General features: G+C 33.7%; 22 protein-coding genes. 20 read left to right on the forward strand and 2 right to left on the reverse strand.

What is annotated here, in order from left to right; translation table 11 throughout:
- The 5 genes from AC2UOP_RS06325 to AC2UOP_RS06345 form a co-directional block, all read left to right on the forward strand.
- Positions 1-943, forward strand: a 943-nt coding sequence (locus AC2UOP_RS06325; protein WP_484833032.1) for an HAD-IC family P-type ATPase, incomplete at its 5' end; no start/stop codon positions are given.
- 448 nt (positions 944-1,391) lie between these two features.
- A complete protein-coding gene (locus AC2UOP_RS06330) occupies positions 1,392-1,688 on the forward strand; it encodes a DUF3784 domain-containing protein (protein ID WP_106018619.1) in 297 nt (98 codons plus the stop codon).
- A gap of 191 nt (positions 1,689-1,879) precedes the next feature.
- The gene (locus AC2UOP_RS06335; RefSeq protein ID WP_019213880.1) at positions 1,880-2,092 is read left to right on the forward strand and encodes a hypothetical protein; all 213 of its coding nucleotides are present in this window, start codon (positions 1,880-1,882) and stop codon (positions 2,090-2,092) included.
- Positions 2,089-2,976, forward strand: a complete 888-nt coding sequence (locus AC2UOP_RS06340) for a HipA domain-containing protein (protein ID WP_484833033.1) — start codon at positions 2,089-2,091, stop codon at positions 2,974-2,976. The genes AC2UOP_RS06335 and AC2UOP_RS06340 overlap by 4 nt, the downstream gene beginning before the upstream one ends.
- Positions 2,977-3,249: 273 nt before the next feature.
- A complete protein-coding gene (locus tag AC2UOP_RS06345) occupies positions 3,250-5,778 on the forward strand; it encodes an InlB B-repeat-containing protein (RefSeq protein WP_484833034.1) in 2,529 nt (842 codons plus the stop codon).
- Positions 5,779-5,855: 77 nt separating this feature from the next.
- On the opposite strand, the gene AC2UOP_RS06350 is transcribed toward AC2UOP_RS06345, so the two are convergent.
- Positions 5,856-7,178 (reverse strand): DUF2254 domain-containing protein, encoded by a 1,323-nt coding sequence (locus AC2UOP_RS06350; protein WP_484833035.1) that lies wholly within the window; start codon positions 7,176-7,178, stop codon positions 5,856-5,858.
- Between the two features lie 118 nt (positions 7,179-7,296).
- On the opposite strand from AC2UOP_RS06350, the gene AC2UOP_RS06355 reads away from it, so the two are divergent.
- The 7 genes from AC2UOP_RS06355 to AC2UOP_RS06385 all read left to right on the forward strand — a co-directional run bounded on the left by AC2UOP_RS06355 (position 7,297) and on the right by AC2UOP_RS06385 (position 14,606).
- Positions 7,297-8,682, forward strand: coding sequence for a DUF438 domain-containing protein (locus tag AC2UOP_RS06355; protein WP_484833036.1), 1,386 nt, complete (start codon positions 7,297-7,299; stop codon positions 8,680-8,682).
- Positions 8,683-8,805: 123 nt separating this feature from the next.
- Complete coding sequence (locus AC2UOP_RS06360; protein ID WP_484833037.1) at positions 8,806-9,303, forward strand: prolyl-tRNA synthetase associated domain-containing protein; 498 nt, start codon at positions 8,806-8,808, stop codon at positions 9,301-9,303.
- Complete coding sequence (locus tag AC2UOP_RS06365) at positions 9,303-9,941, forward strand: hypothetical protein (RefSeq protein ID WP_484833038.1); 639 nt, start codon at positions 9,303-9,305, stop codon at positions 9,939-9,941. The genes AC2UOP_RS06360 and AC2UOP_RS06365 overlap by 1 nt, the downstream gene beginning before the upstream one ends.
- Complete coding sequence (locus tag AC2UOP_RS06370; protein WP_484833039.1) at positions 9,938-12,139, forward strand: DUF3160 domain-containing protein; 2,202 nt, start codon at positions 9,938-9,940, stop codon at positions 12,137-12,139. The genes AC2UOP_RS06365 and AC2UOP_RS06370 overlap by 4 nt, the downstream gene beginning before the upstream one ends.
- Before the next feature lie 18 nt (positions 12,140-12,157).
- Positions 12,158-12,607, forward strand: coding sequence for a PPC domain-containing DNA-binding protein (locus AC2UOP_RS06375; protein ID WP_484833040.1), 450 nt, complete (start codon positions 12,158-12,160; stop codon positions 12,605-12,607).
- Between the two features lie 51 nt (positions 12,608-12,658).
- The gene (locus AC2UOP_RS06380; RefSeq protein ID WP_249242310.1) at positions 12,659-13,066 is read left to right on the forward strand and encodes a pyridoxamine 5'-phosphate oxidase family protein; all 408 of its coding nucleotides are present in this window, start codon (positions 12,659-12,661) and stop codon (positions 13,064-13,066) included.
- A 199-nt stretch (positions 13,067-13,265) separates the two neighbouring features.
- Positions 13,266-14,606: an MATE family efflux transporter gene (locus tag AC2UOP_RS06385; protein ID WP_484833041.1), complete on the forward strand. Its 1,341-nt coding sequence runs from the start codon at positions 13,266-13,268 to the stop codon at positions 14,604-14,606.
- Positions 14,607-14,682: 76 nt separating this feature from the next.
- Here the strand turns inward: AC2UOP_RS06385 and rbr are convergent, their stop codons facing one another.
- Positions 14,683-15,264, reverse strand: a complete 582-nt coding sequence (rbr, locus tag AC2UOP_RS06390) for a rubrerythrin (RefSeq protein ID WP_484833042.1) — start codon at positions 15,262-15,264, stop codon at positions 14,683-14,685.
- A gap of 199 nt (positions 15,265-15,463) precedes the next feature.
- On the opposite strand from rbr, the gene AC2UOP_RS06395 reads away from it, so the two are divergent.
- From AC2UOP_RS06395 to AC2UOP_RS06430, 8 genes are all read left to right on the forward strand, one after another.
- Positions 15,464-16,357, forward strand: a complete 894-nt coding sequence (locus tag AC2UOP_RS06395; RefSeq protein WP_484833043.1) for a YitT family protein — start codon at positions 15,464-15,466, stop codon at positions 16,355-16,357.
- A 161-nt stretch (positions 16,358-16,518) separates the two neighbouring features.
- On the forward strand, positions 16,519-17,043 hold the full coding sequence (locus AC2UOP_RS06400) for a hypothetical protein (RefSeq protein ID WP_484833044.1): 525 nt from the start codon (positions 16,519-16,521) through the stop codon (positions 17,041-17,043).
- 1 nt (position 17,044) lies between these two features.
- The gene (locus tag AC2UOP_RS06405) at positions 17,045-17,605 is read left to right on the forward strand and encodes a DUF5317 family protein (protein ID WP_484833045.1); all 561 of its coding nucleotides are present in this window, start codon (positions 17,045-17,047) and stop codon (positions 17,603-17,605) included.
- Positions 17,606-18,790 carry a CapA family protein gene (locus AC2UOP_RS06410; RefSeq protein ID WP_484833046.1) on the forward strand — a complete coding sequence of 395 codons (1,185 nt, stop codon included), beginning with the start codon at positions 17,606-17,608 and terminating at the stop codon, positions 18,788-18,790. It abuts the gene before it with no gap.
- An 11-nt stretch (positions 18,791-18,801) separates the two neighbouring features.
- Positions 18,802-19,869, forward strand: a complete 1,068-nt coding sequence (locus tag AC2UOP_RS06415; RefSeq protein ID WP_484833047.1) for a uroporphyrinogen decarboxylase family protein — start codon at positions 18,802-18,804, stop codon at positions 19,867-19,869.
- Between the two features lie 162 nt (positions 19,870-20,031).
- The gene (locus tag AC2UOP_RS06420) at positions 20,032-20,853 is read left to right on the forward strand and encodes a hypothetical protein (RefSeq protein WP_484833048.1); all 822 of its coding nucleotides are present in this window, start codon (positions 20,032-20,034) and stop codon (positions 20,851-20,853) included.
- Complete coding sequence (locus AC2UOP_RS06425; RefSeq protein WP_484833049.1) at positions 20,846-21,847, forward strand: uroporphyrinogen decarboxylase family protein; 1,002 nt, start codon at positions 20,846-20,848, stop codon at positions 21,845-21,847. The genes AC2UOP_RS06420 and AC2UOP_RS06425 overlap by 8 nt, the downstream gene beginning before the upstream one ends.
- On the forward strand, positions 21,840-23,558 hold the full coding sequence (locus tag AC2UOP_RS06430) for an ASKHA domain-containing protein (RefSeq protein WP_484833050.1): 1,719 nt from the start codon (positions 21,840-21,842) through the stop codon (positions 23,556-23,558). Before AC2UOP_RS06425 ends, AC2UOP_RS06430 begins: the two co-directional genes overlap by 8 nt.
- Positions 23,559-23,563: the final 5 nt, after the last annotated feature.

Consider the following 23,563-nt stretch of genomic DNA (forward strand, 5'->3'; position numbering starts at 1 on the left):
AGCTCAAGATGCAGATGTGATGATTTTAGATAAAACGGGTACTTTAACAACTGGTGAGTTTAAAGTATTAGATGTAAAACTTCTTAATGATAAATATACAAAAGAGGAAATCATTGCCTTACTGGCTGGTATTGAAGGAGGATCTAGCCACCCAATTGCTCAATCAATTATAAGTTTCGCCGAGCAACAAGATATACGTCCAGCATATTTTGATTCGATTGATGTGATTTCCGGTGCTGGCGTAGAAGGCAAAGCCAAGGGCCATAGTTATCAATTAATCAGCCAAAAAGCATACGGACGTAATCTGGATATTGATATTCCAAAAGGAGCAACTCTCAGTGTCTTAGTAGAAAACGATGATGCTATTGGTGCTGTAGCTTTAGGGGATGAATTAAAACCAACGAGCAAAGAGTTAATTAAAGTTCTTAAAAAGAACAATATAGAGCCAATTATGGCAACAGGTGATAATGAAAAAGCAGCTCAAGGCGCGGCAGAAGATTTAGAGATTGAATATAGATCAAATCAATCTCCACAAGACAAATATGAGTTAGTAAAAACACTTAAAGAAGAAGGAAAAAAAGTTATCATGGTAGGTGACGGTGTTAATGATGCCCCTTCTCTTGCTTTAGCAGACGTTGGTATAGCTGTAGGCGCTGGAACCCAAGTGGCTTTAGATTCAGCTGATGTCATCTTGACTCAATCTGATCCAGGTGATATTGAATCATTCATTGAATTAGCACACAAAACAACTCGTAAAATGAAACAAAACCTATTTTGGGGAGCTGGTTATAACTTTATAGCTATCCCTCTAGCTGCAGGAATTTTGGCTCCTATTGGCATCACATTAAGCCCTGCATTTGGAGCAATCCTAATGTCTGTGTCAACAGTCATCGTCGCCATTAATGCTATTTTATTAAGTTTAGATCCAAAAAATAACGGTTAATAGCTTAGAAGACAAAAATAGATATTATATTAAAACAATATTTCTCCGGTACTGGGACTGGGACGGGACTAAAAATTTGAAAACGTCCTATAATTAGATGGATTTAGTGGTATTAGAAAAAATAGAATCTTGTATTTTGAATGGTTTGAGATATATTGGACGTTTGGAAAAGAAGAGTGGGAATAAAATTTATGGCTAAAACGGTTTCTTTCGCTTGTTCGAATGATTTAGTCGCTGCGGCGTAGATTTACTACGCCTCACTCCTAAACATTTTGCACTTCGCGAAATAATTCCGTTTTATCTCACAAATTTTATAAATGGGTTTTGGCGTTGATAGAGTTTTAAATAAACCGTTCTATCTCGTGACTCACGGTATTGAACGATACAGAAGGAAAGTATTTTCGCAAATTTGGATAAACAAATTTCAATTTTGACTTGGAGGTTTATTATGGCTTATGCATCGTTATTAGCTGGGCTTACACTAATAATTATTGGCGCAATGCTATGGAAGTTTAAGTTGGTGGAGCTATTAGCTGGATATAAAGAAAATTCAAATGTTGATAAAGACCTTTTAGCTAAAGTAACTGGATTATCGATATTATTGCTAGGCCTTTTACTCTTAGCTGAATCGGTATTGATATTTAAAGGCTTAATAAAACAAGATGCAGCTATAATCATTGTTTTGGGAACCATTATTCTAGGAACTATGTTAAATGCTTTAATTTGTTCTCATTATTCAAAATAAAATATATTTATAATTTTAAAAAATTAGTTTATTAGGTTCACAGGTGTTTCTCCTTATTTATTTGCTTGTGGGCCTTTTAATTTATTTAAAAGAGCGAAGGATATTTGATTAACGAAGGCGATTATCAAATTATATATTTTGTGTGAATAAAAAATTAAAATATGATATAATATAAAAAAGAGGTGGTAAGTATGGATATAGAAATAAAAACTTTACCTATGCATTTACAAGTATCAATCAATGGCTTTTTAAAAGCTAAAGAAGACAAAGATGATATATTAGAAGCAATGTATTGGGGAGAAATTTATGGCTCGATAAATTCTGCGGAGATTGATAGAGAAATATCCAGCGAACTTGCTTGGATTTTGAGAGAAGAATATTTAGGAATGGTGAAAGAACAATGATTGACTTTAGTAATTGTGATATAGATTTATCAGTAAACTATAATGGAGCCAATGGTAAGAAAGCTTGTATAATATATAATAATGAAAGATATATGATAAAGACCGCGGGTTTAGCCAAAGACAATCCTAATATAAAATATTCAAATAGTTGTATAAGCGAATATCTTAGCTGTAATATAATTGATGAGTTTGGATATGAAGTTCAAAAAACTATCTTAGGAGAATTCAATGGCAAAATGGTGGTAGCTTGTAAAGACTTTAGAGAAAACGGTAAATACACATTTTATGATTTTGCCTCACTAAAAAATAATATTGTTTTTAGCTCAACAAACGGAACAGATGCAGAGCTATCAGAAGTTCTAACAACTATTGAAGAACAAAACTTAATTCAAGTAGTTAAGCTTAAAACTTTTTTCTGGGATCAGTTTATTATAGATGCTTTTCTCGGCAACTTTGATAGGCATAACGGTAACTGGGGATATCTCTATAATAATGAAACGGGACTGTGCAAACCTGCACCTATATTTGATTGTGGCTCTTGTTTATATCCACAATTAGCAGAAGATCAAATGAAGATTGTATTAGAAGATGAAAAACAGATAGACGAAAGAGTATATGTCTTTCCTAACTCTGCATTAAAAATAGGTGGAGCTAAATTAAATTATTACAATTACTTAAAAAATACAGACAATGTAGATTGTCATAATGCTTTAAAAAAGTTTGTAGAAAGATATGACAAAGATAAGGTGTTGCAAGTGATTAATGATACACCTCAAATTTCTGATATTCATAAAGAGTTTGTATATAAGATGTTAGATAGTAGATATAAGAAAATAATTATATTTTCTTTAGAGAACAATATTAATATAAATAAAAGTTTTTAACATTGAAACACTTTTACTTGAATAATGTATTTTAAATATTTTATGGAAAATATTCACAAATTAAATAAAATATATTGACGGAATCAATACTTTGTTATATTATTGATGTATAAATATAATTGATGAGAGGCTTTATTATGTCAATATATAGTTTTAAAATCAATGATATATCGATCCACTCAAAAGTGGATTTATTTTAGTGCTAGTGCGATTAATTTGCTTAGCGCTTTTTTTATGAATTTAATATATTTTATTTTTTGGAGGGGACGGGAAATGAAGGAATTTAAAAGAATAATTTCGCTTGCAATGCTTTTAATTTTATGTGTGAGTTTATTACCGATGAATCAAAATTTACTTAAAGCCGCAGCACAGCTTGACGATAGCACTAAACTGAAAAATATTATTTTAAGGGTATATGATGGTGAAAAATGGACAAATGAAAAATATACTTCAGAATTTGACCCTAGCAATAGAACTTACATTATAAAATTGGATATAAAATACAAGTTAGTACAGTTTTTCTTCGAAAAAGCAAGTGATGATCAAGTAATAGAAGCAAAAGACAAGAACATGTGTCCTGTAAGAGATAGTAATTATACTGAAGAATACAGTTTAAGACCACAAGATAATACTTTTTGGTTTTATGTAAAATCATCCAATGGATTAAAAGTTCGTGACTATGTCTTTAAAGTTAAAAAAGGAATAGGAGATAATGCCCATAATGTATCTGCTACTGGAGGAAATAGAGATCTGCCTAAGGCTTTTGATGGAGATATTGTAAAATACTACGCAGAAATAGGTACAAGTAGTATGATTTTTGATCATTGGCTTGTTAATGGTAATAATGTTGTGTTAGATGATCCATATAGAATTATGGGTGAGTTTACTATGCCTAATAGCGAAGCAGAAATTAAGGCACAATTTAAAGATGGTTCGGATGATGGTAGCAAATTAAGATATATCATAGTCCATGCTATGAAGGATAATGTTTGGGAAACTTTTTACGATGCAGTAAAAATTAAAGATGATACTAAAGAATACGAACTTGATCTTAAGGAAGGATATACTGATTTTTATTTAACATTGCAGACAGAAGATTATGTGCCATATTATGAAAATGAAAATCATCGAGAACCAGGAGATCTTTTAAAAAATTCTAATAAGCATATAAAAATACAAGCAAATAGTTCAGAATTAAAAATTGCTGACTGTCAATATGGATTTAGAACTGAAAAATCTAGCTTAAATAAGGGAGAAAATGTTTTAAACTTTAAAATTATTTCAAAAAACTCAAAAAATACTAGCGAGTACACTTTAAAAATAAACAATGGCGAAGTAAAATATACAGTAACATTTAATTCAAATGGCGCTGAAGGAACTATGCAAGCGCAAAAAATTAAAAAAGGGGAAAAATGCACTCTTCCTGAAAATGGATTCACTCCACCTGAAAATAAAAAATTTGTTGGCTGGAAAATTGGTAACGAAACAAAATTAGTTGGCGACGAAATTACAGTTAACGGAAATACAGAAGTAACAGCGATTTGGAAAGATATTGAATATAAAGTTACTTTTAACAATAATGAAGGCACAGGAGAAATGCCTGAAAAAACAGTTAAAAAGGGAACAGACTTTGAGCTACCTGATTGCACATTCACAGCACCAGATGGACAAGAGTTTAAAGCTTGGTCGGTAGAAGGTCAAGAATATCCAGCTAAGGCAAAAATCAAAATAAATAAAGAAACAACAATAAAAGCGATTTGGAAAGACAAGACAACAGAAAAATTCACAGTTACAATAGATCCAAATAATAATGGTAAAAACGAATCAAAAACAGAAGAAATTAAAAAAGGAGAAGAGTTCGAATTACCTAAATGTACATTCACAGCACCAGAGGGACAAGAGTTTAAAGCTTGGGAAGTAGATGGTGAAGAATATCCAGCTAAGACAAAAATAAAAATAAATAAAGAAACAGAAGTAAAAGCAATTTGGCAAGCTAAGCTAACAGTCCCAAATCCAGAAGATGAAAACAAAAATTATGAAATAAAATTGACTCAAGCATCAAACGGAACAATTATTATTAATCCGCCTGAGGCAAAGGAGGGCGAGCTTGTCACAGTGCAAGCTGTGCCAGACTATGGCTATGAGCTTGAAAGCATACTTATTCTTGACAAAAATCAAAACTTAGTGCCAATGATTGCAAATCAATTCAAAATGCCAAAGGGCGGTGTGAGCATATATGCTAAGTTTAGAGAGCTAGCTCCTGCCATTTATCCTGAGATAGAAGAAGAAAAACCTATTGAAAATAAAAGACATAGAAGAGATTGGCGTTATGATAGATATGATGAAGATAAAAATACAAATGAAGAGGAAAAATCTAAGTCTGAAAAAGAAATAAAATCTGATGAATCAAAAACCATTATCACGATTGGTTCACAAACGCTTGAAAAAGTCATGAATGGCGTACGCACAGTTAAAAACATGGACTCAGCTCCATATATCAAGCGCGGCAGAACTATGCTTCCTCTAAGATATTTAGCCGAAGCTCTTGGTTACAAAGTATTTTGGCTAAATGAGACAAAAACTGTTGTCATTGTTGACTTAGGATTAAGGGTTGAAATACCTATAGATACTAATCTAATTATTGTTAATGGCATAAAATACACAAGCGATCTTAAGTCAGAAATCGTTCACCATAGAACCATGCTTCCTATAGCGAACATTGCAAGAGCACTTGGACTTAAGGACGGCGAAGACATTCTTTGGGACGAGGTCAATAGGCAAGTGACTATAAATAAAAAATAAAACAAATAAAAAACTAAGGCTACTCATCAATTTGAGCAGCCTTATATTTTTTCTATATATTTATTTTTATCTATAAATTATTTTTCTTCTTCTTTCTCTTCCTCTTTTTCTTCTTTTTCTATCTCTTTTTCTTCTTTTGATCCGGTCATTATCTCTTGATATATCTCCATGAAGAGACTTAGGTCTGCCTCTCTCTTGAAATTATCTGCAACTGATTGATAAAAATCTTCTGCTAAATTCATAACGACTTCTTTATTTTTATCACTCGCAGTAAGTTTAATTATTAAAAGTCCTTGGAAGTTTGCTCTTACAACGCTTGCGTCGCTACTGCCATAAGTGAATAGTGGGTGCATAAACTCAATTAAGACATCTTTAAAAGATTTGCTTGTATAATAAATTCTTGCCTTGCCATCAGTTTTGATATAGTGATGGTTCGAGTCGACTTTAGCAAGATGCGAAAGAAGTATAGAAAGCTTTCTTGTGCAGTGTATAGCTGTGTTTGGGTCGTTAATGCCAGGTGATAAAGCACGAGCAGCGATCTCGGCTATCTTTCTTAAGCCGACCTTATAATCTTCATCAGAAATTCTTGTTTCGGTGAAAAGAAATTGTTTTTGAATTTTTTCAATTGTCTCATCGTCAAGTGAATCTTTGCTCAAGTAGCCAAGCGTTTGCTTTTGAGTGATGAAGTCGCCCTTAGAAACTTCTATGGTAAATACTATGTCTTCATCTTGAATTATTTTTTTAATTTTTTCTATATCAATAATTTCAAGGTAGCCTGATTCGGGCGCAGAAATTCTTTTTTCTTTCTTAGTCCACTCAGCCTTTTCTAGCAGTTCAAAATCACGGTCTTCAAGCTCTTTGTCTATCATCTTATCAGTTTTATCTGCAATATTTTCCAAAAGCTTGCTATAATTAACTCCTGATAAAACATTTTGCACGAAGATTACAAAGTATATCGCACCCCATATAGCGTAGATAACACCTATGGTTCCGGCGATAACAAGTCTTTGATCCTGACCAGACTTCATAAAGTTTAAGCTCACTAGACAATAAACGAAGCCGCCTATAAATATGCCTAAGACTTTCATAGTTATTTTTTTATCTAAAAAATTCTCAACGCTTCTCGGCGTGAAGGAGTTATGATAAAGTGTAAAAACTGTTAATATTGTTGAGAATGTAAAAGTAGTTATAGTTAGTAGGGCCGATACAAGTGACGAAAGAACTGTCATTGCAAGCTCGACACTTGATAGCATGATGTGCGGCACATACTTAGTAAGTCCCGAGTAGCTGCTGTCAATATAGGTTACAATTGCAAGCAGAATTATTGAATAAAAAATATATTCAAGGCAATAAATCCACCTTCTGTTATTATAGAAAAATAATTTAATTTTGTTTTTCATCTCATCACCATCCTTATATTTATTATATCACATATTATGTTAATAAAAAATATATAATGGGGTATAAATAGTTAGCGAACGCTAAGTAAAAATTTATTATTAGTGAAAGAGGTGTATTATGGAAAAAATAATTGATTTGAATATGACTGTTGCTGATTTAGTAAGTAAGTATCCAGAAATTAAAGATGTACTAATAGAAATTGGTTTTAAAGAGTTACAAAATAAACTTATGCTTAACAGCGTTGGTAAGTTTATGACTTTAAAGAGAGGTTCTGTTGTTAAAAACATTAGCATGGATCATATAAAAGAAAAACTTATTGAACATGGATATACTATTAAAGAGAGCGAAATAAGTAATGATGACAAAGCTAGACTTGATAAGCTTAAGACGTTTATCGAAAGGCTTAGTCAAGGAGAAGATATTGACAGCGTTAGGGCAGATTTTGCTAAAGAATTTTCTGACGTTGACAGTAAAGAGATAATGAAGGCAGAAGAAGAAATTATCGCCTCTGGTGTACCAATAAAAGAAGTGCAAAAGCTTTGTGATGTGCACAGCGCTCTATTTCATGGAGCGACTGAGACGGAACAAGGAAAAAAACTTAAAGCTATTGACGAAGTGGGACATCCTATATATAATTTGCATAAAGAGAATGATGTAATCGCTGATTTAATCGATAAAACGCTTTCACTATTAGAAAAAAATGATTATAAAAGTGTTGATATTGAAAATCTTAGAAAAATTCGTGTGCATTACACAAAGAAGGGCGATTTAATTTATCCACTACTTAAGGTTAAATACAATATTCCTGGGCCATCAGATGTTATGTGGTCTGTTGATGACGAAATTAGGGATGCATTTAAAAAACTTGATACAAATAATAGGGATGAGGCTTGGGCTGAAGCTCTTAAGAAAAATCTTCAAAGAGCGAAAGAAATGATTTATAAGGAAGAAAACATATTGTTTCCTACTATTGAAGATAAATTTACTGATGAAGAGTGGCACAATATATATGAAGATTTTAAAGCATACAGCGGAGGCCTTAGAGCTGATGATGAGTGGAAGAGAGAGACTTTAGATACTGACGAAGTGAAGTCATCTTATCAAAGTTCTATGATTGAACTAAAAGGTGGACACTTTAGACTTGATGAGCTTGAAGCGCTTTTAAATACGATGCCTTACGAGATTACCTTTGTTGATGCGAACGATATAAACGCTTTCTTTAATGACAATGGAAGAGAAAAATTATTCAAAAGACCAATGACAGCCATTGGACGTGATGTATACAGCTGTCATCCACCAAAGATTGAAGCCATGGTTAGAGAAATAATAGCTATGTTTAAGAGCGGGGCAAAGGATCAGCTTGGTATATGGATGAATAAGGAAGGACATGACTGTTACGTTTTATACATGGCAGTAAGAGATGAGGCTGGTAAATATCTTGGCACTATGGAGTTAGTTCAAGAAATGGATTTTGCTAAAGAACATTTTAAAGATAATAAATAAAAAATATTTTGATTAAAGGACTTGAGGCAATTGCACTAAGTCCTTTTTTGTACATAATGTTTCTTTGATAATTGATTTTTGCGCTTGATTGTGATAAAATGTATACATAATGGAGGGGATGATATGAAGAACAAATACGAGGACGCTATCAAAGTTCTTGAGGACAACGGTATTAAATATGAATCAGTTAAGCATCCACCAGCATTTACGACTGAAGACGCTGACAAGTATATCGAGGGTAAAATCGGATGCAGAACAAAAACTATGTTTATGACTGATCAAAAGAAGAGACGCTTTTACATGCTTGTTATGGATGACAAGGATAGGCTTGATATGAAGGAGTTCGCTGAAATTGTAGGTGAAAAAAGAATAAAGATGGCTTCGGAAGAGACTTTATTCAATAAACTTGGCAATGAAGCGGGATGCGTCTCACCATTTGGACTAATTAATGATGAAGAAAAAGAAGTTCAATTCTATTTTGACAAGGCTATATTAAATGAAGAGATAATGACTTTTCATCCAAATATTAACACACAGACATTATTCTTCAAGACTGAAGATTTATTTAAAATGCTTAAGAATATGGGTTACGAAGTTCATTTTGTAGATTTAAATAAATAATGAAGAAGAAAATATTTGCTCTAGCGATTGTAATATTGCTAGCACTTCTAGCTCTTTCACGCATAGAGACTACTGAAAAATACAAAGTTATAGATGAAAAACTTGGCGAAGTAGAGATGACTTTAGCCAAACCAATATTTGCGAGGTTTTATAATAAAGTTACTTTTACAAAAGATAATTTATCTAAGACAAAAACTTTTGAGGGCAAGTACAAGCTAAATATATACAAGGTTGACCTAGGCAGAGTCAATGACGAGAACAAATTTGATATCGCTTTTGGCGTTTACTCGATAGCTCCTTGGCATAGAACGCCATCAAAGCGAGTCTTTTTATACAAAGTAGTGGACTTGGATTTGAAGCCAAAGTTTCGCTGCTCAAGGCTAATCAACCCCATGTATGATTTTATACTGTTTGATGTTGATGGCGATGGATTTGATGAAGTCGTCTCTATAGAAAAATATAAAGGCGTTTACTCAATCGGAATTTACAAGCAGTACAATATGCTTATAGAGCGAATTGCGACTAGAAAGATAGATTTTCGTCCAACAAAATTAGTGAAAGATAAAAAATTATATATAGAGGGTATAAATATAAAAAGGGAAATTAAATTTTCAAAGGAGGGTATTGAATTAAAATGAAAAAAAGATTATTAGCAATAATTTTAATCTTGGTGATGAGCTTAAGCGCATGCGCTTTGCCATTTAACAAAACAAACAAAGACAAGAATAATGAGAACAGTAAAGAGAATGGTAATAATGAAAAAAATGAAGTAGGTGAAGCAGATTTAAATGCTTTGCTTGGCTACGATGCGGAAAAATTATTGAACACTGAAGAAGTAAAGGACTTTGAAGACATTGATATCGAAGCAAATGTTAAGCCTTATGACGTTCCAAAAGAGTCTAAGATGATTAATGGCTTTGTTTATGAATACACTGAATACACTAAAGAATATAATGATAGAATGATGAAAAATCTTGAGGATAATGGATTTTTTATTGATTACGAAAAAATACAACAGCCATTTAGCATTTATGAAACTAATCAATATATGGGTAGTAACAATTTTGTAACTACTGACTCCATTGTTCACTTGTACCACATCATCTATCTTGGCATGATGGAGGATATGGAGCAGAATTCATTAAAGCAAAAGCTTATGGCTCTATCAAAAAATTGCTTGGACAATGCTTTAAGTGATTACAAAGAAGCAAAGGGCGAAGAAAAAGAAATACTTATGAGAAACGCAGCATTATTCTTATGTGCGCTTGATTTACTTGAAGCTAAATATGATGGCGAAGTACCAAGCGAAGTAAGAGACTTAGCTGACAAAGAGCTTGACAATATCAAGGCAGAAGGAAATGCTGTATCAAACATAACAGGAAATGAAATTGATTACTCTCAATTTAAGGTTCGCGGCAACTATACTAAGAACGAAAACTTAAAGAAATATTTTAGAGTAAATATGCTTTATTCACAAGAGCTAGTTCATTTAGAAAATCCTGATAAGTCCATAAATCTAGAAGCAGTTAAGCAAGCTATACTTATCTCAAGAGCTATGCTTAAGGATGAAGCTAGTTTTAAATTATGGCAAGACATATATAAGCCAATTAGTTTTTTAGTTGAAAATACTGAAGACACTACTCCTATAGATATATACAAGAGCATAAGTAAAGTTACTAAAGATAATTCAGTAGAGGCAATACTTGAGAAAAATGTTGTAAATGCTGTTGCTGATGATATCGCTAATAAAGAAGCTCCAAAGATAAAGCCAGACTCAGGAAAAGTTTTTGCCTTCTTGCCACAAAGAGCTGTTGTTGACAACACTTGGCTACAAAACTTAGTTGACACTGATTCGCAAAGCAAGAGACCAGTTGTTTCGGGCGTAGACCTTATGGCACTTCTTGGCAATAGTCTTGCTGAGAGACTTACTCTTACTAACGAAGACAATTTGAAGTGGGATAAGTTTAAGGAAAAATACGAAGAAACAAAGGCTATGGTTGATGCGAGAACAGATAAAGAAGAAAAAGCAAATATTTATAGAACATGGCTATGGGTTTTAAAAGCATTTAATAACGAATATGGTGAAGGTTATCCAGATTTCATGAGAAGTGAAAAATGGCAATACAAAGACCTAAACACAGCACTTGCATCTTGGGCACAATTAAAGCATGATACAATTTTGTATGCAAAACAATTTGGCGCTGAGTGTGGCGGCGACGAACCTATGGACATGAGACACTATGTTGAACCAAATGTTAATCTATATAGAAGAGTTAAGTACTTAGTGGGCTTAACTATGGATGCGGATGAAAAATATTCTTTATTAAATGATGAGCAAAAAGCAAGATTAAAAGATTTTGATGATATGCTTGAATTTTTAATCAAGGTAAGTATAGAAGAGCTAAAGGACGAAACTACTAGCGATGAAGATAATGAAAGACTTAAAGTGATTGGCGGAGAGATGGAAAACATCTTTATAGCGTTTAACAAAGATGAAAGCGGAGAGGAATTTGAAATTCCTCCAGTTGATAGAGACACAGCCAATGTTGCTGACATTCAAAGAATTGGCTCAAACGTGGTTGATAAGCCAGAAGGATCATTCTTAGAAGTAGGTTCAGGAAGATTCTCGACTATATATGTAGTTTATAGACTTAATGGCAAGTATTATCTAGGCAGCGGCTCTGTAATGAACTATTATGAATTTTATTCTGACAATAGACTTGATAACAACGAGTTTAAGGAAATGCTTCCAATTTATGATGAAGGCGAAAAAGACAAGATAGAACCATTCTTTAAGAAAGAATTATTTACAAATAAAGTAGGAAGTTTATATTAATATAAAAGGAGCAAAATTATGAAGTACATCAAAGACGGCAAATCATATATCGTTAGGATCGATAGAGGCGAAGAAATTCTAGACAAATTAAACGAATTTGTTAAAGAAACAGATTTAAAGGCAGCTACTATAAGTGGTATAGGCGCTTGCTCGGAAGTAGAGCTAGGTGTTTATAGCGTAAAAAAGAGAGAGTATATCAAATACAAATACGATGGCGAATTTGAAATTCTTTCTTTGAATGGCAATATCACTAGAGACGGCGATAAGTCATATATACACCTACACATCATGATTTCAGACGGCATGGTGCTTGCTGGCGGCTTAACTTTTGGTATGGGTATCACTGTTGGTGGTCACCTTAATAAGTGCATCATAAGCGGCACATGCGAGATACGCATCGATGAGTGTGAAAACGCTTATCAAAGAAAAATTGATGACGAGACAGGAATTAAAATTTTAGATATCTAGTTAGAGATACCTCCTCTTTGGGTAAAATAAACCTATAGAGGAGGTATTTATATGAAAGAAAATATTAAGAGAGTACTAGAGATACTAGGAAGTGAAGATGAATTTTATTTAGCAACAGCTGCTGAAGGCAAGGCAAATGTAAGACCATTTGACGTGCACTGCGAGTTTGAGGACAAGATATACATTGTTACTAAGAAGCACAAGAATGTATATAAGGAGATCAAAGCTAATCCACATGTAGCTATAGCAAGATCTATTGGCAAGGACTACTACAGAGTATTTGCAGAGCTTGTTGAAGATGATAGACGTGAAGCAAGAGAAAAACTTGTGAATGACAATGTAGATGCATGTAAGGGCAAGTACGCCGCAGACGATGATGATACAGCTGTTTTCTATTTAAAAGATGCCGTGATGAACCTTATGAGTCATGGCAAAGATCCAGAAGTAATTAAGTTTTAATTAAATATTTATGCAAAGAAGTTCACGATTGTGAGCTTCTTTTTTTATTTATCTAGACCTAGATATTGTTATAGAATTAATAAAATATTTCGCTTTTCTAAATAAAAACAGCTATTTCCTTGTATGAGTTAAAAATATATGTTATAATAAATTAAATGTTTTATAAAAAGATATATATATGAGATATGGAAGTGATTAATTGATAGATAATGAATTTTTGAAAAGAGTTTTTAAAGTAGCGTGGCCATCGGTACTTGAGAGTGTATTTATAGCACTAGCAGGCATCATCGACACTTACATGGTATCAAGTTTAGGTACATACGCCATCTCAGCGGTTGGACTCACAACGCAGCCAAAATTTATTGGGCTTGCGATATTCTTCTCGATAAGCATAGCTGTCTCAGCACTCGTTGCGAGAAGAAAAGGCGAAGAGGACAGAAGATCTGCGAATGAAGTTTTAGTAACAGCATTTATACTTGCTATGCTGCTTTGTTTAATAATAACGACTGTCATGGTAACCTTATCTGACCCAATACTAAAATTAGCCGGAAGCAAGACAGATACACACAAGTATGCGATAGAATACTTCGACATCATCATGGGATTTAGCGTATTTAATATTATTAGCATAGTTATAAACGCAGCTCAAAGAGGTAGTGGCAACACTAAAATTGCCTTCACTACAAATTTAGTTTCAAGCGTAGTAAATATTTCTTTTAACTACATACTAATCAATGGTAAATTTGGTTTTCCAGCCATGGGCGTAAGAGGCGCAGCGATAGCAACCATCTTAGGCACTTTTGTTGCGAGTATCATGAGTATCAGATCTTTATTCAAATCGGGTTCTTATGTAAGTTTGCCATTTATAATTAATTATAAAATAAAACCAGCATTTGAAGCACTTATAAAAATAATTAAACTTGGACTAAATATGTTTGCTGAAAATCTTGCGATGAGAGTCGGATTCTTATCAACAGCTCTTATGGCAGCATCACTTGGTACAGATCAGTTCGCAGCACACAATGTAGGCATGAACGTACTAAGCATCGGCTTTGCCTTTGCAGATGGAATGCAGGTCGCAGCCGTTGCCTTATCAGGTGAAGCACTTGGAGCGAAAAAATATGACGACGCAGTAACTTATGGCAAAACTTGTCAAAAAGTTGGTTTCGTTATATCGCTCGTTTTATCGGCAGTTTTATTATTGTTCGGTAAATACATCTTCGGAGCATTCTTCCAAGATGAAGCAGTTATTAATTACGGAGTAATGATTGGCCGCTTCATAACAGTCATAGTTATTTGCCAAATATCGCAAATAATTTATGGCGGCTGCTTAAGAGCGGCAGGCGATGTAAAATACACACTTATCGCATCCATCATCAGCGTAAGTATAATTCGTAGCGTGTCAACATATATACTTGTAAATGTATTCCACTTAGGATTAATGGGTATATGGATGGGCGTTTTATCAGATCAATTCTCAAGATACATCTTTATGAGCACAAGATTTAAACAAGGTAAATGGGTTGAGAAGAAGATTTAATTAAAATTTAAGAATTTATATAAAAATAATGATGTAGACAAAAAATCTACATCATTATTTTTACTCAAAATTAATTTTAGTAATTTTCTACAAATATTTCGAAGTGAGCTTGTGGGTGATCACATGCAGGGCACTTCTTAGGAGCTTCCTTGCCTTCATACAAGAAGCCGCAGTTTAAGCACTTCCATATGTAAACGTCGCCTCTTTTGAATACCTTGCCAGCTTCGATATTTTCGATAAGCTTTTTGTATCTGTTGTAGTGAGCTTCTTCAACCTCACCTATGTGTGTAAATACAGCGGCTATTTCATTAAAGCCTTCTTCTTTTGCAATTTTGGCAAATTCAGGGTAGATACTTGTCCACTCTTCATTTTCGCCTTCAGCAGCAGCCTTCAAGTTAGCTAAAGTATCTTGAAGCGCTACTGGATAAGTACCAGATACTTCGATAGTTTCGCCATCTAGCTCGTCCTTTAAGAACTTGTAGAATCTTTTAGCGTGTTGTTCCTCATTTTGAGATGTTTCTAAAAAGATGTTTTGTATTTGTACATAGCCATCTTTTTTTGCTTGAGATGCGTAATAACCATATCTTATAGAAGCTTGACATTCGTTAACGAATGACTTCATAAGGTTTTCGCATGTCTTAGTTCCTTTTAATTTCATAAAAATACCCCCTCTTTTTTTATGATAAATTTATTATATATCAAATAAAATTTTTTGTAAAGCGGGGTTTATGTATAAATCCAAATAAATATTATCAAAATCAAATTAAAAATGCTTGAAGAACTACCTATATTGTGATATAATTGAGTTCATGTTTAATAAACATATATAAGAAATATCTATAGAAAAGAGGAAAAATATGAACATAGTCAATGAAGTGCAAAATTTAAAGAAAGACAAAATCAAACACAAATACAACTGGAAAGAGATAGTACTCATCATCATAGGCATAATACTAGTTGCCTCAGCGATACATTTCTTCCTAGTGCCATCGAACCTAACATCAGGAGGCGCATCAGGTATCGCCATAGTTTTAAGTCACTACATACCACTTGGCGTTGGGCCCTTATTTATCTTAGTAAACATAGTTTTATTCATGATGGGATTCATCTTAATCGGTAAGGATTTTGGTACAAGAACCATAGTTGTTACACTTGCTTTATCAGGACTTGTTTGGCTATTTGAAATAATATTTCCAAATCCAAAGCCACTATCAGATGACTTGTTCTTAGTAATAACACTAGGCATGATTATTCAAGGTATAGGCGTGGGCATGGTGCTTAATCAATACACATCGACAGGCGGCACAGACATCATTGCCAAGATTATGCAAAAGTTTTTAGGACTTGACTTAGGTATAGGTTGTGTTGTTGCGGACCTTGTCGTTAGTATCTTCGCTGGCTCTGCCTTTGGTATGAACATCTTCCTTTACTCTGTTATGGGCGTTATAATCAACGGAGCAGTAGTTAGCATCACAATCAGCGGTCTTAACACAAGTAAGCTTTGTTACATCAATACAAAAGAAGTCGAACTCGTATCAAAGTTTATCATAGAAGACCTAGATAGATCCGCAAACCTTATCCCATATAAGGGCGCTTATTCAAAGAAGGATAACGTTTTGATACAAACAGCAGTTTCAACACGCGAGTACATCAGACTAAAAGAGTTCGTTAATGACGCGGACCCAACAGCCTTCGTCGTAACAAGCAGCGCAAACGAGATACTTGGAGAAAAGTGGAGAAGATTTATATAATTTAATATTGTATATGGACTGAGCTATTTACTAGCTCAGTTTTTTTATGCTATAATATAGATAAATTTAATCTATACAAGACCCACTATGTATAGATTAATCTTTAAGTGTAAAACAGATATTATATGATATAATATTAATGATGGTATAAGGAGAGTTATATGCAGACGAAGGATTGTATTGAAAAATATAAAAAAGATTTTGAAGAAGAAATAAAATCTCTTTTTTGGACAAGTGATGGTGCTTTGAAGAAAAAGATTTATGGCAAGGTTAAGGAAGAAGCTCTTAATGAGATTGTAAATGATGTTTTTGTTTATGATGATGATTTGCTTAAGTCATTAAATTTAAGTGCGGCTAAGATAAGTGTTTATTTGGAGACGAAGTACAAGGCGGTTGATTTTAGAAGCTTTGTTGCGCCTCTGTCGAGGATACTTTTACCGGTTGCCATATCTTTTATGACGTTCTTCTTAAGTGCTAAGTCACTAAAGTACTTCAAGATAGAAGAGATTTTTGGTGTTACATTAAAAACATTTTTTGCTTTTGCTTTGAGCGCCATAGTCATCGGCATGCTCTTTAGTGTTTATTATACAAAGGTTAATGAGAAGAAGCTCTATGCTATATACATAAGGGATAGGATTAATTTCGAGATTGAAAGACTTCTTATCCAAGTGAAGAAAGAGGTGTAGTATGGCTTTATTTGTAATTATCTTCGCCATAGTTATTTCGCTTATCAATGGCGGAAGGATAAATAATTTATTTAAAATGAATTTAAGGTATACATGGTTTTTATTGCTAACAGCTATTATAAATATCGCTGTTCTTGTTTATATCACGAGATTTAATTTTATTTTTAGACGCGAATTGATCATGATATATCCTTATATAAATATTTTTACATTTTTTGTAATGATATTTTTTGCGATTGCTAATAACAAGTACTTTGCCTTTAACATAGTGGCGATCGGTCTTGCGCTTAATTTGATAGCGATGATTAACTATGGAGGCTTTATGCCGGTGGTGAAGGAAGCTCTTGTATATAACGGTTCTGCTGGCGAGCTTGGCTTTTTAGAAAAATCTTTATCGATGACGCATACACTAGCTGTGAGCGGAAAAACTTTTAACGCGCTTGCTGACACTATTCCACTTGGTAAGTTCACTAGCTTTAGGACTATAATTAGCATTGGCGATATATTTCTATCGCTTGGACTGTTTATGCTTGTTGAAGATGTTATGAAGAGGAGATCTTAGATGTTATTTAGAAAATTTACAATTTTTCTTCTTTGTTTCATAAATATAGTTTTAGGGCCAGTCGCTTGCAAGCAAAAAGCAAAAGAAATTAACAAGGACAAGTCTTTAACTTATGTTTATGATGTAAAAGAAATTCCGATTATAATTCAGAAAAAAGAAGAGCCTATAAAGACAAGCAAAGTGCAAATATTTGCAGCTGGCGATTTTATGCTTCACAGACCGCAATTAACAGGTGCATTGCAAAGTGATGGCACTTATAATTTTGATGAATATTTTAAATATTTACCAAATTTTAAAAATGCTGACATGGCTATGATTAATTATGAGACAACTGTCTCGGCCAATGGCAAGCTCACTACTTATCCAATGTTTTCATCGCCTGAAGATAGTATCAAAGCTCTTAAAAATCAAGGCTTCGACGTGATTTGTACTGCTAATAACCACGCTTTTGATAAGGGCTTCGCTGGTGTTAACAAAACTATTGACACGATTAAAAAATATGAGATGGACAATATCGGCACGTATAAAGACAATAATAATATGCCTCTGATAAAAGAGGTCAATGGCATTAAATTTGGTATATCGGCTTATACTTATTCAATTAATGGCTTTGAGAAAAAAGTTCAAGGAACTGACAAGGCTTATGCGATAAATTTCATCGACATGGATAAGATTAAAAAAGATATTGCTTATATGAATGAGAATGATGTTGATGTAAAACTTGTTTATATGCACTGGGGCAACGAGTATCAGCACAAGCCGCATCAAAGTCAGATCAAGGTCGCAAACGAGTTAAATGCTTTGGGAGTGGATTTGATTTTAGGTTCGCACCCACATGTTATACAAAAATCAGATATTATCGAAGCGCATGGCAAAAAAACTTATGTTTGCTACTCTATGGGTAATTTTGTATCGAATCAGAGAAGAGAGGGCATGGGTCAGCGCTTTAGCGAGAGTGAGCTTATGATGGAAGTGATAGTAAAGAAGGACAAAGACGGCGTAAGCATAGAAAAATTCGAAGCGCATCCACTTTGGGTTGACAAGTACCGTGTGAATGGTAAGAGCCACTACAATGTTATTCCTGTGAAGGATGCTCTTGATGGGAAGATTAAAGTAGACAGATTTAATCAAATAAAAGCAAAATTATTAGAAAGCCTAAACGATTTTAATGAATTATATAAATAGGAGATGGTTTAATGTATTTTGAAGACGAAATGACACCAAAAGAAAGGATGATTGCCTTTTCAAAGGGCGAAGCAATTGACAGATTACCTGTAGTGCCAGATATGGGGGTTACTATGGCATGGTACATAGGTAAAAAGACTAATGATTATTACACATCATCTGATGTAATCACAGAGACTGAAATTGCTTTATTCAATCGCTTTCATCATGACAACATCTGTGTGTCAACAACACTTAGGGGCATGGCTGAAGCCATGGGCTCGGTAATGAATTATCCTGATGACAATATCTCTAATTTAAGAGAGCCAGTTGTTAAAACAGAAGAAGACATCGATAAACTCGAGCTTATCAATCCATGGAAGGATGGTCATCTACATGTACTTCTTGAAGCGCTTGAAAAAATTAGAGACGCTCTTGGCGATGTAGCTGATATAGGTGCATCAATGACTGCACCGTTCACAGTAGCCGCATCAGTACTTGGCACTGAGAATATGCTTAGATGGATTGTTAAGAAAAAAGAAGCTTTTCACAGACTTATGGATATAATCACAAGAAATAACGCTGAATATATCAAAGCTCTTGGCAAAATTGGCTTCGGAACAGGTTTTTGCGATCCAGTATCATCAACATCTATGATTAGACCTGCTCAATACAGAGAATTTTCTCTGCCATATTTTAAGAGAAATGTTGAAGATGTTAAAAAATATTGCGGTGGCGCTCCCACAATTCATATCTGTGGCAAATCAAAAGATATCTGGGAAGATGTTGTTAGCGCTGGTGTTGGCAACTTCTCTATAGATAACTGCGAAGACCTTGCCGAAGCAAAAAGAATTATGGGTGACAAAGTAGTTATCACAGGTAATGTTCCGCCGGTTGATGCGATTTATCTAGGCAACGACGATATTATTAAAGAAGAAGTTAAAAAATGCGTTGCAAAGGCTTGGGACTCACCAAAAGGATACATTTTGTGCACTGGCTGCCAAATTCCAAAGAACAGTCCTATAGAAAACATTGATTCATTCATGAAGTGGGGCAGGTATTACGGTAAAATGCCTATGGATACATCAAAATTAGTATAGTATTTTTTTATAGACTTTCGAAAATGGAAATATTTTTTTATAATAATGTGCGTGTAGCTAAGCTATATGCACATTTTTATTGTATAAATTTCATGAATACCCCTTAATTACATGGGTTTGCTTAAGTTTTCAAGCTGTTATATAATAAATAACGGTGAGAGCGTGAAAAAGATAGGAGATATTAGAGTGTACTCATGCACTGCAACAAATGAAAAAGAGTATACTGATTTAAATTTGGATATAAACGAAGAAGACTTATTCACTGATGCAAATCTTTATAAAGATGTGGCTCAAAGAATGAGCCTTGGTTTTGATGTAATTTTTTATCCAATTGTAGGTACTATGGAAGGCGAATTAGCTGGCATGATGCTTGATAAAAACGCTAATCTTAGAAGATTCATGGAGCTTGACAGCATTGATGAATTATATAATTTAAAAGATTTTGATTTTAATTTGGAGCATTTTATCACCATGGAAAAAGCCATAGCAGGTGAAGAGGCTCCTATTTGTTTTAAATTAAACGGTCTTTTGTCATTTATTTCTCAAGTGATAGATATATCAAAATTTCTTCTTGCATTTAGAAAAAAATTAGATAAAGAAAAAATTTATGCTTACTATAGAAGAAATGTTTTAGATTTATTATTAAAGCTTGATGAAAATAAGGTCAAAATCATTTGTCTAGCTGATCCTATACTAAGCGTTGAAACTGTCGGACCAAAGATAGTTAAAGAACTAGTGAATGATTTTTATTACCCTCTTATTAATGATATATTAAATTTTACAAATTTTAAATTACATATCTGTCCTAAATTAGGCTTTGCCTTGTCAGATTTAGGACTATATAATGAAATGAAGCTAGAATGTGACGAGATGAGTTATCAAGAAGCGCTTATAAACTCATCTTATAGAATTTTTACTAATAGATGCTTTAAAATTTTAGGAAAAGTTAAAGCGATTACGGTTTTAGGGGGAAATTATGAATAAAAAGGAAAGATTATTAAAGATACTTCATGGTGAAAAGGCTGATAGACCAGCAGTTATCTGCCCAGGAGGTATGATGAATCCATGTGTAACAGAGCTTATTGAAAAGCATGGCATTGATTTTGCAAAAGCAAATTCAAACGCTGACGAGATGGCTAAGCTATCCAAATTTGTAGTTGAAGAGAATCTTTTTGAAAATTATGCTGTTCCATTCTGCATGAGTGTTGAATCAGAGATGCTTGGCGCAAAATGCGTCTATGGCACTAATGAAGAGGAAGCTCACATCATTGAATATGCCATGGATAAGATAGATATAAATAAATTAAAGAATATTAAGGTCGAATTTAGCAGGGAAGATGCTTTAATCGGCGCGATAAAACTTCTTAAGAATGATGATATCCCTGTTATTGGCAATATCACTGGACCATTCTCAGTCGCAACTAGCGTAGTTGAAGCAAGAGAGGTTTATGTTGGACTTAAAAAGAATAAAGAAGCTTTTGAAGCCTTTATGAATTATATTTCTGATGTGATAGCAGATCTTGCTATAAAAGAAGTAGATGCAGGAGCAGATTTAATCGCAATCGCTGATCCAAGCGGAACAGCTGAGATACTTGGACCAAAGTACTTTGAAGAGTATTTGATTCATTATGTTAACTACATCATAGATAAAATCAAAGCACATAAGGAAGTGCCGATAATTATACACATCTGTGGCGATATGAAGAGTGTTATAGATATTGTTGAAAAAATTCATGCGGATGCTTATTCTTTCGATGCTATTGTTAATCTAAAAAAAGCAAAAGAACATATACACAAGCCTGTTATGGGTAATGTGTCAACATATTTAATCGAAAATCAAAAACCAGAACAAATTTCAAAAGTTGCTAAAAACAGAGTAAAAGATGGCGTGGACATCATTGCACCAGCCTGTGGACTGGGCATGGGCTCGCCACTTGAAAATGTTAAAGCAATATTAAAGGGAGTAGAAGATGCCTAAAATTCACATACTAAGTGATGACAATGTAATTACAACGAATGGAGAAAAAACTTTATTAGATGTATTGAGGGATAATGGTTACTTTATCGAAGCGCCGTGCAATGGCATGGGCACTTGTAAAAAATGCAAAGTAAAAATAATAGATGGTTTAAGTGAAGAGACAGTCCTTTCATGTGAGTACAAAGTAGATAAGGATATAGACCTAGCTTTTTTCGATGAAGGCAAGGCAGAAAATTTACTTACATCCGATATAGATAATTTTGATACAAGTGATTCAGTACTTACTATGAAGACTCATTTTTTTGAGGATAATAGAGACACTGACAGCTCTTGGGAAGATGAGTACGAAAAAGTTTTTGGACATATCTCATTTAATGTTTTGAAAAACACAAATTTTTCAAAAGGCGAGAAGCATGCGATATATCTAAACGATGAATTGATTGCCATTCGTGATAAAAGTGATGACAAGATATATGCGGCTGCAGTCGATATAGGAACTACAAGCGTTGCAATATCTGTTCTTGACCTAAGTCACGGAAAAGTTATTGAAAGAGCATCCTTTGTCAATCCACAGATAAGTTTCGGACTAGATGTTTTGTCAAGAATGAGCGCCGCCATCGATTTAAAAGAAAATCTTTATAAGATGCAAGAGCAAATCACCAAGGCCATCGAAGAAGCAATATTAAAAATATTTAAAAAATATAAACTCGATATAGATAGTTTATATGAAATTGTTTTTTCAGCTAATTCAGTTATGATGCATATACTTATGGGAGTCGATCCAACTAGTCTCGGCATAGCACCTTATAAAATTGTAAGTTATTTTAATTTTGAGATAGATGCAAAAGAGATTGGCATGAAGCTTGGTAAGTACACAAAAGCATTTACAATACCATCGATCTCGTCTTATGTTGGAGCCGACATACTTAGCGGCGTTAATCACATAGATATAGAGCACATTGATAAAAACATCATGTTTATAGATATAGGTACAAATACAGAGCTAGTACTTAAGTATAAAGATCATTACTACGCTAGCAGCTGTGCGGCTGGACCAGCACTTGAGGGCATGAATATTGAATTCGGTTCGAGAGCTGAGCTTGGCGCGATTGAAAATGTTTTCTTTGATCTTGATAGCGGAAATAAAAATATCGTCGTAATTGGCAAAGAAAAAGCTAAATCCATCTGCGGTTCAGGTGTTTTAGCTGCGATACGTGAAGCCTTAAAGATAGGTTTAATTGATTACAGGGGAAGATTAATTAAACTAGAAGACCTTGATGAAGATGACAAGAGAAGACCATTCTTAAAGGAAGTGGATGGAAAAACTGTTATCGATTTAGGCGATATCTACATGACTAAGAAAGATATAAGAAATATTCAGTTATCAAAAAGTGCGATTATGTCCGGCATAGTTTTATTATTTAATAAGCTTGGTATGAGCGCTGATGAAGTTGATGATTTATTCATCGCAGGTCAATTTGGTTATCACTTATCAAAGGACATGCTATTAGATACTTATTTTATACCGAAGATATCAGAAGAAAAGATTTCTTATCTTAAAAATACTTCGCTTGATGGCGCGATCAGCGTAGCATTATCAAAGAAAAAGAGGGAAAATCTTTTAAGTTTAAGCAAGAAGATAAAGTTTTTGGAGCTAAGTTATGATGAAAACTACCAAAAAGCTTTTATTGACTGTTCATATTTTAAATAGGAGGT

Source organism: Fenollaria sp., from assembly GCF_057222035.1.

What these genes read in the sequence shown, in the direction of transcription:
- AC2UOP_RS06405 (WP_484833045.1), top strand. Translation starts at nt 17,045, where the DNA reads ATGGCTTTATTTGTAATTATCTTCGCCATAGTTATTTCGCTTATCAAT.
- AC2UOP_RS06415 (WP_484833047.1), top strand. Translation starts at nt 18,802, where the DNA reads ATGTATTTTGAAGACGAAATGACACCAAAAGAAAGGATGATTGCCTTT.
- AC2UOP_RS06370 (WP_484833039.1), top strand. Translation starts at nt 9,938, where the DNA reads ATGAAAAAAAGATTATTAGCAATAATTTTAATCTTGGTGATGAGCTTA.
- AC2UOP_RS06330 (WP_106018619.1), top strand. Translation starts at nt 1,392, where the DNA reads ATGGCTTATGCATCGTTATTAGCTGGGCTTACACTAATAATTATTGGC.
- AC2UOP_RS06410 (WP_484833046.1), top strand. Translation starts at nt 17,606, where the DNA reads ATGTTATTTAGAAAATTTACAATTTTTCTTCTTTGTTTCATAAATATA.
- AC2UOP_RS06425 (WP_484833049.1), top strand. Translation starts at nt 20,846, where the DNA reads ATGAATAAAAAGGAAAGATTATTAAAGATACTTCATGGTGAAAAGGCT.
- rbr (WP_484833042.1), bottom strand. Translation starts at nt 15,264, where the DNA reads ATGAAATTAAAAGGAACTAAGACATGCGAAAACCTTATGAAGTCATTC.
- AC2UOP_RS06360 (WP_484833037.1), top strand. Translation starts at nt 8,806, where the DNA reads ATGAAGAACAAATACGAGGACGCTATCAAAGTTCTTGAGGACAACGGT.
- AC2UOP_RS06365 (WP_484833038.1), top strand. Translation starts at nt 9,303, where the DNA reads ATGAAGAAGAAAATATTTGCTCTAGCGATTGTAATATTGCTAGCACTT.
- AC2UOP_RS06335 (WP_019213880.1), top strand. Translation starts at nt 1,880, where the DNA reads ATGGATATAGAAATAAAAACTTTACCTATGCATTTACAAGTATCAATC.
- AC2UOP_RS06350 (WP_484833035.1), bottom strand. Translation starts at nt 7,178, where the DNA reads ATGAAAAACAAAATTAAATTATTTTTCTATAATAACAGAAGGTGGATT.
- AC2UOP_RS06340 (WP_484833033.1), top strand. Translation starts at nt 2,089, where the DNA reads ATGATTGACTTTAGTAATTGTGATATAGATTTATCAGTAAACTATAAT.
- AC2UOP_RS06345 (WP_484833034.1), top strand. Translation starts at nt 3,250, where the DNA reads ATGAAGGAATTTAAAAGAATAATTTCGCTTGCAATGCTTTTAATTTTA.
- AC2UOP_RS06430 (WP_484833050.1), top strand. Translation starts at nt 21,840, where the DNA reads ATGCCTAAAATTCACATACTAAGTGATGACAATGTAATTACAACGAAT.
- AC2UOP_RS06380 (WP_249242310.1), top strand. Translation starts at nt 12,659, where the DNA reads ATGAAAGAAAATATTAAGAGAGTACTAGAGATACTAGGAAGTGAAGAT.
- AC2UOP_RS06395 (WP_484833043.1), top strand. Translation starts at nt 15,464, where the DNA reads ATGAACATAGTCAATGAAGTGCAAAATTTAAAGAAAGACAAAATCAAA.
- AC2UOP_RS06400 (WP_484833044.1), top strand. Translation starts at nt 16,519, where the DNA reads ATGCAGACGAAGGATTGTATTGAAAAATATAAAAAAGATTTTGAAGAA.
- AC2UOP_RS06355 (WP_484833036.1), top strand. Translation starts at nt 7,297, where the DNA reads ATGGAAAAAATAATTGATTTGAATATGACTGTTGCTGATTTAGTAAGT.
- AC2UOP_RS06375 (WP_484833040.1), top strand. Translation starts at nt 12,158, where the DNA reads ATGAAGTACATCAAAGACGGCAAATCATATATCGTTAGGATCGATAGA.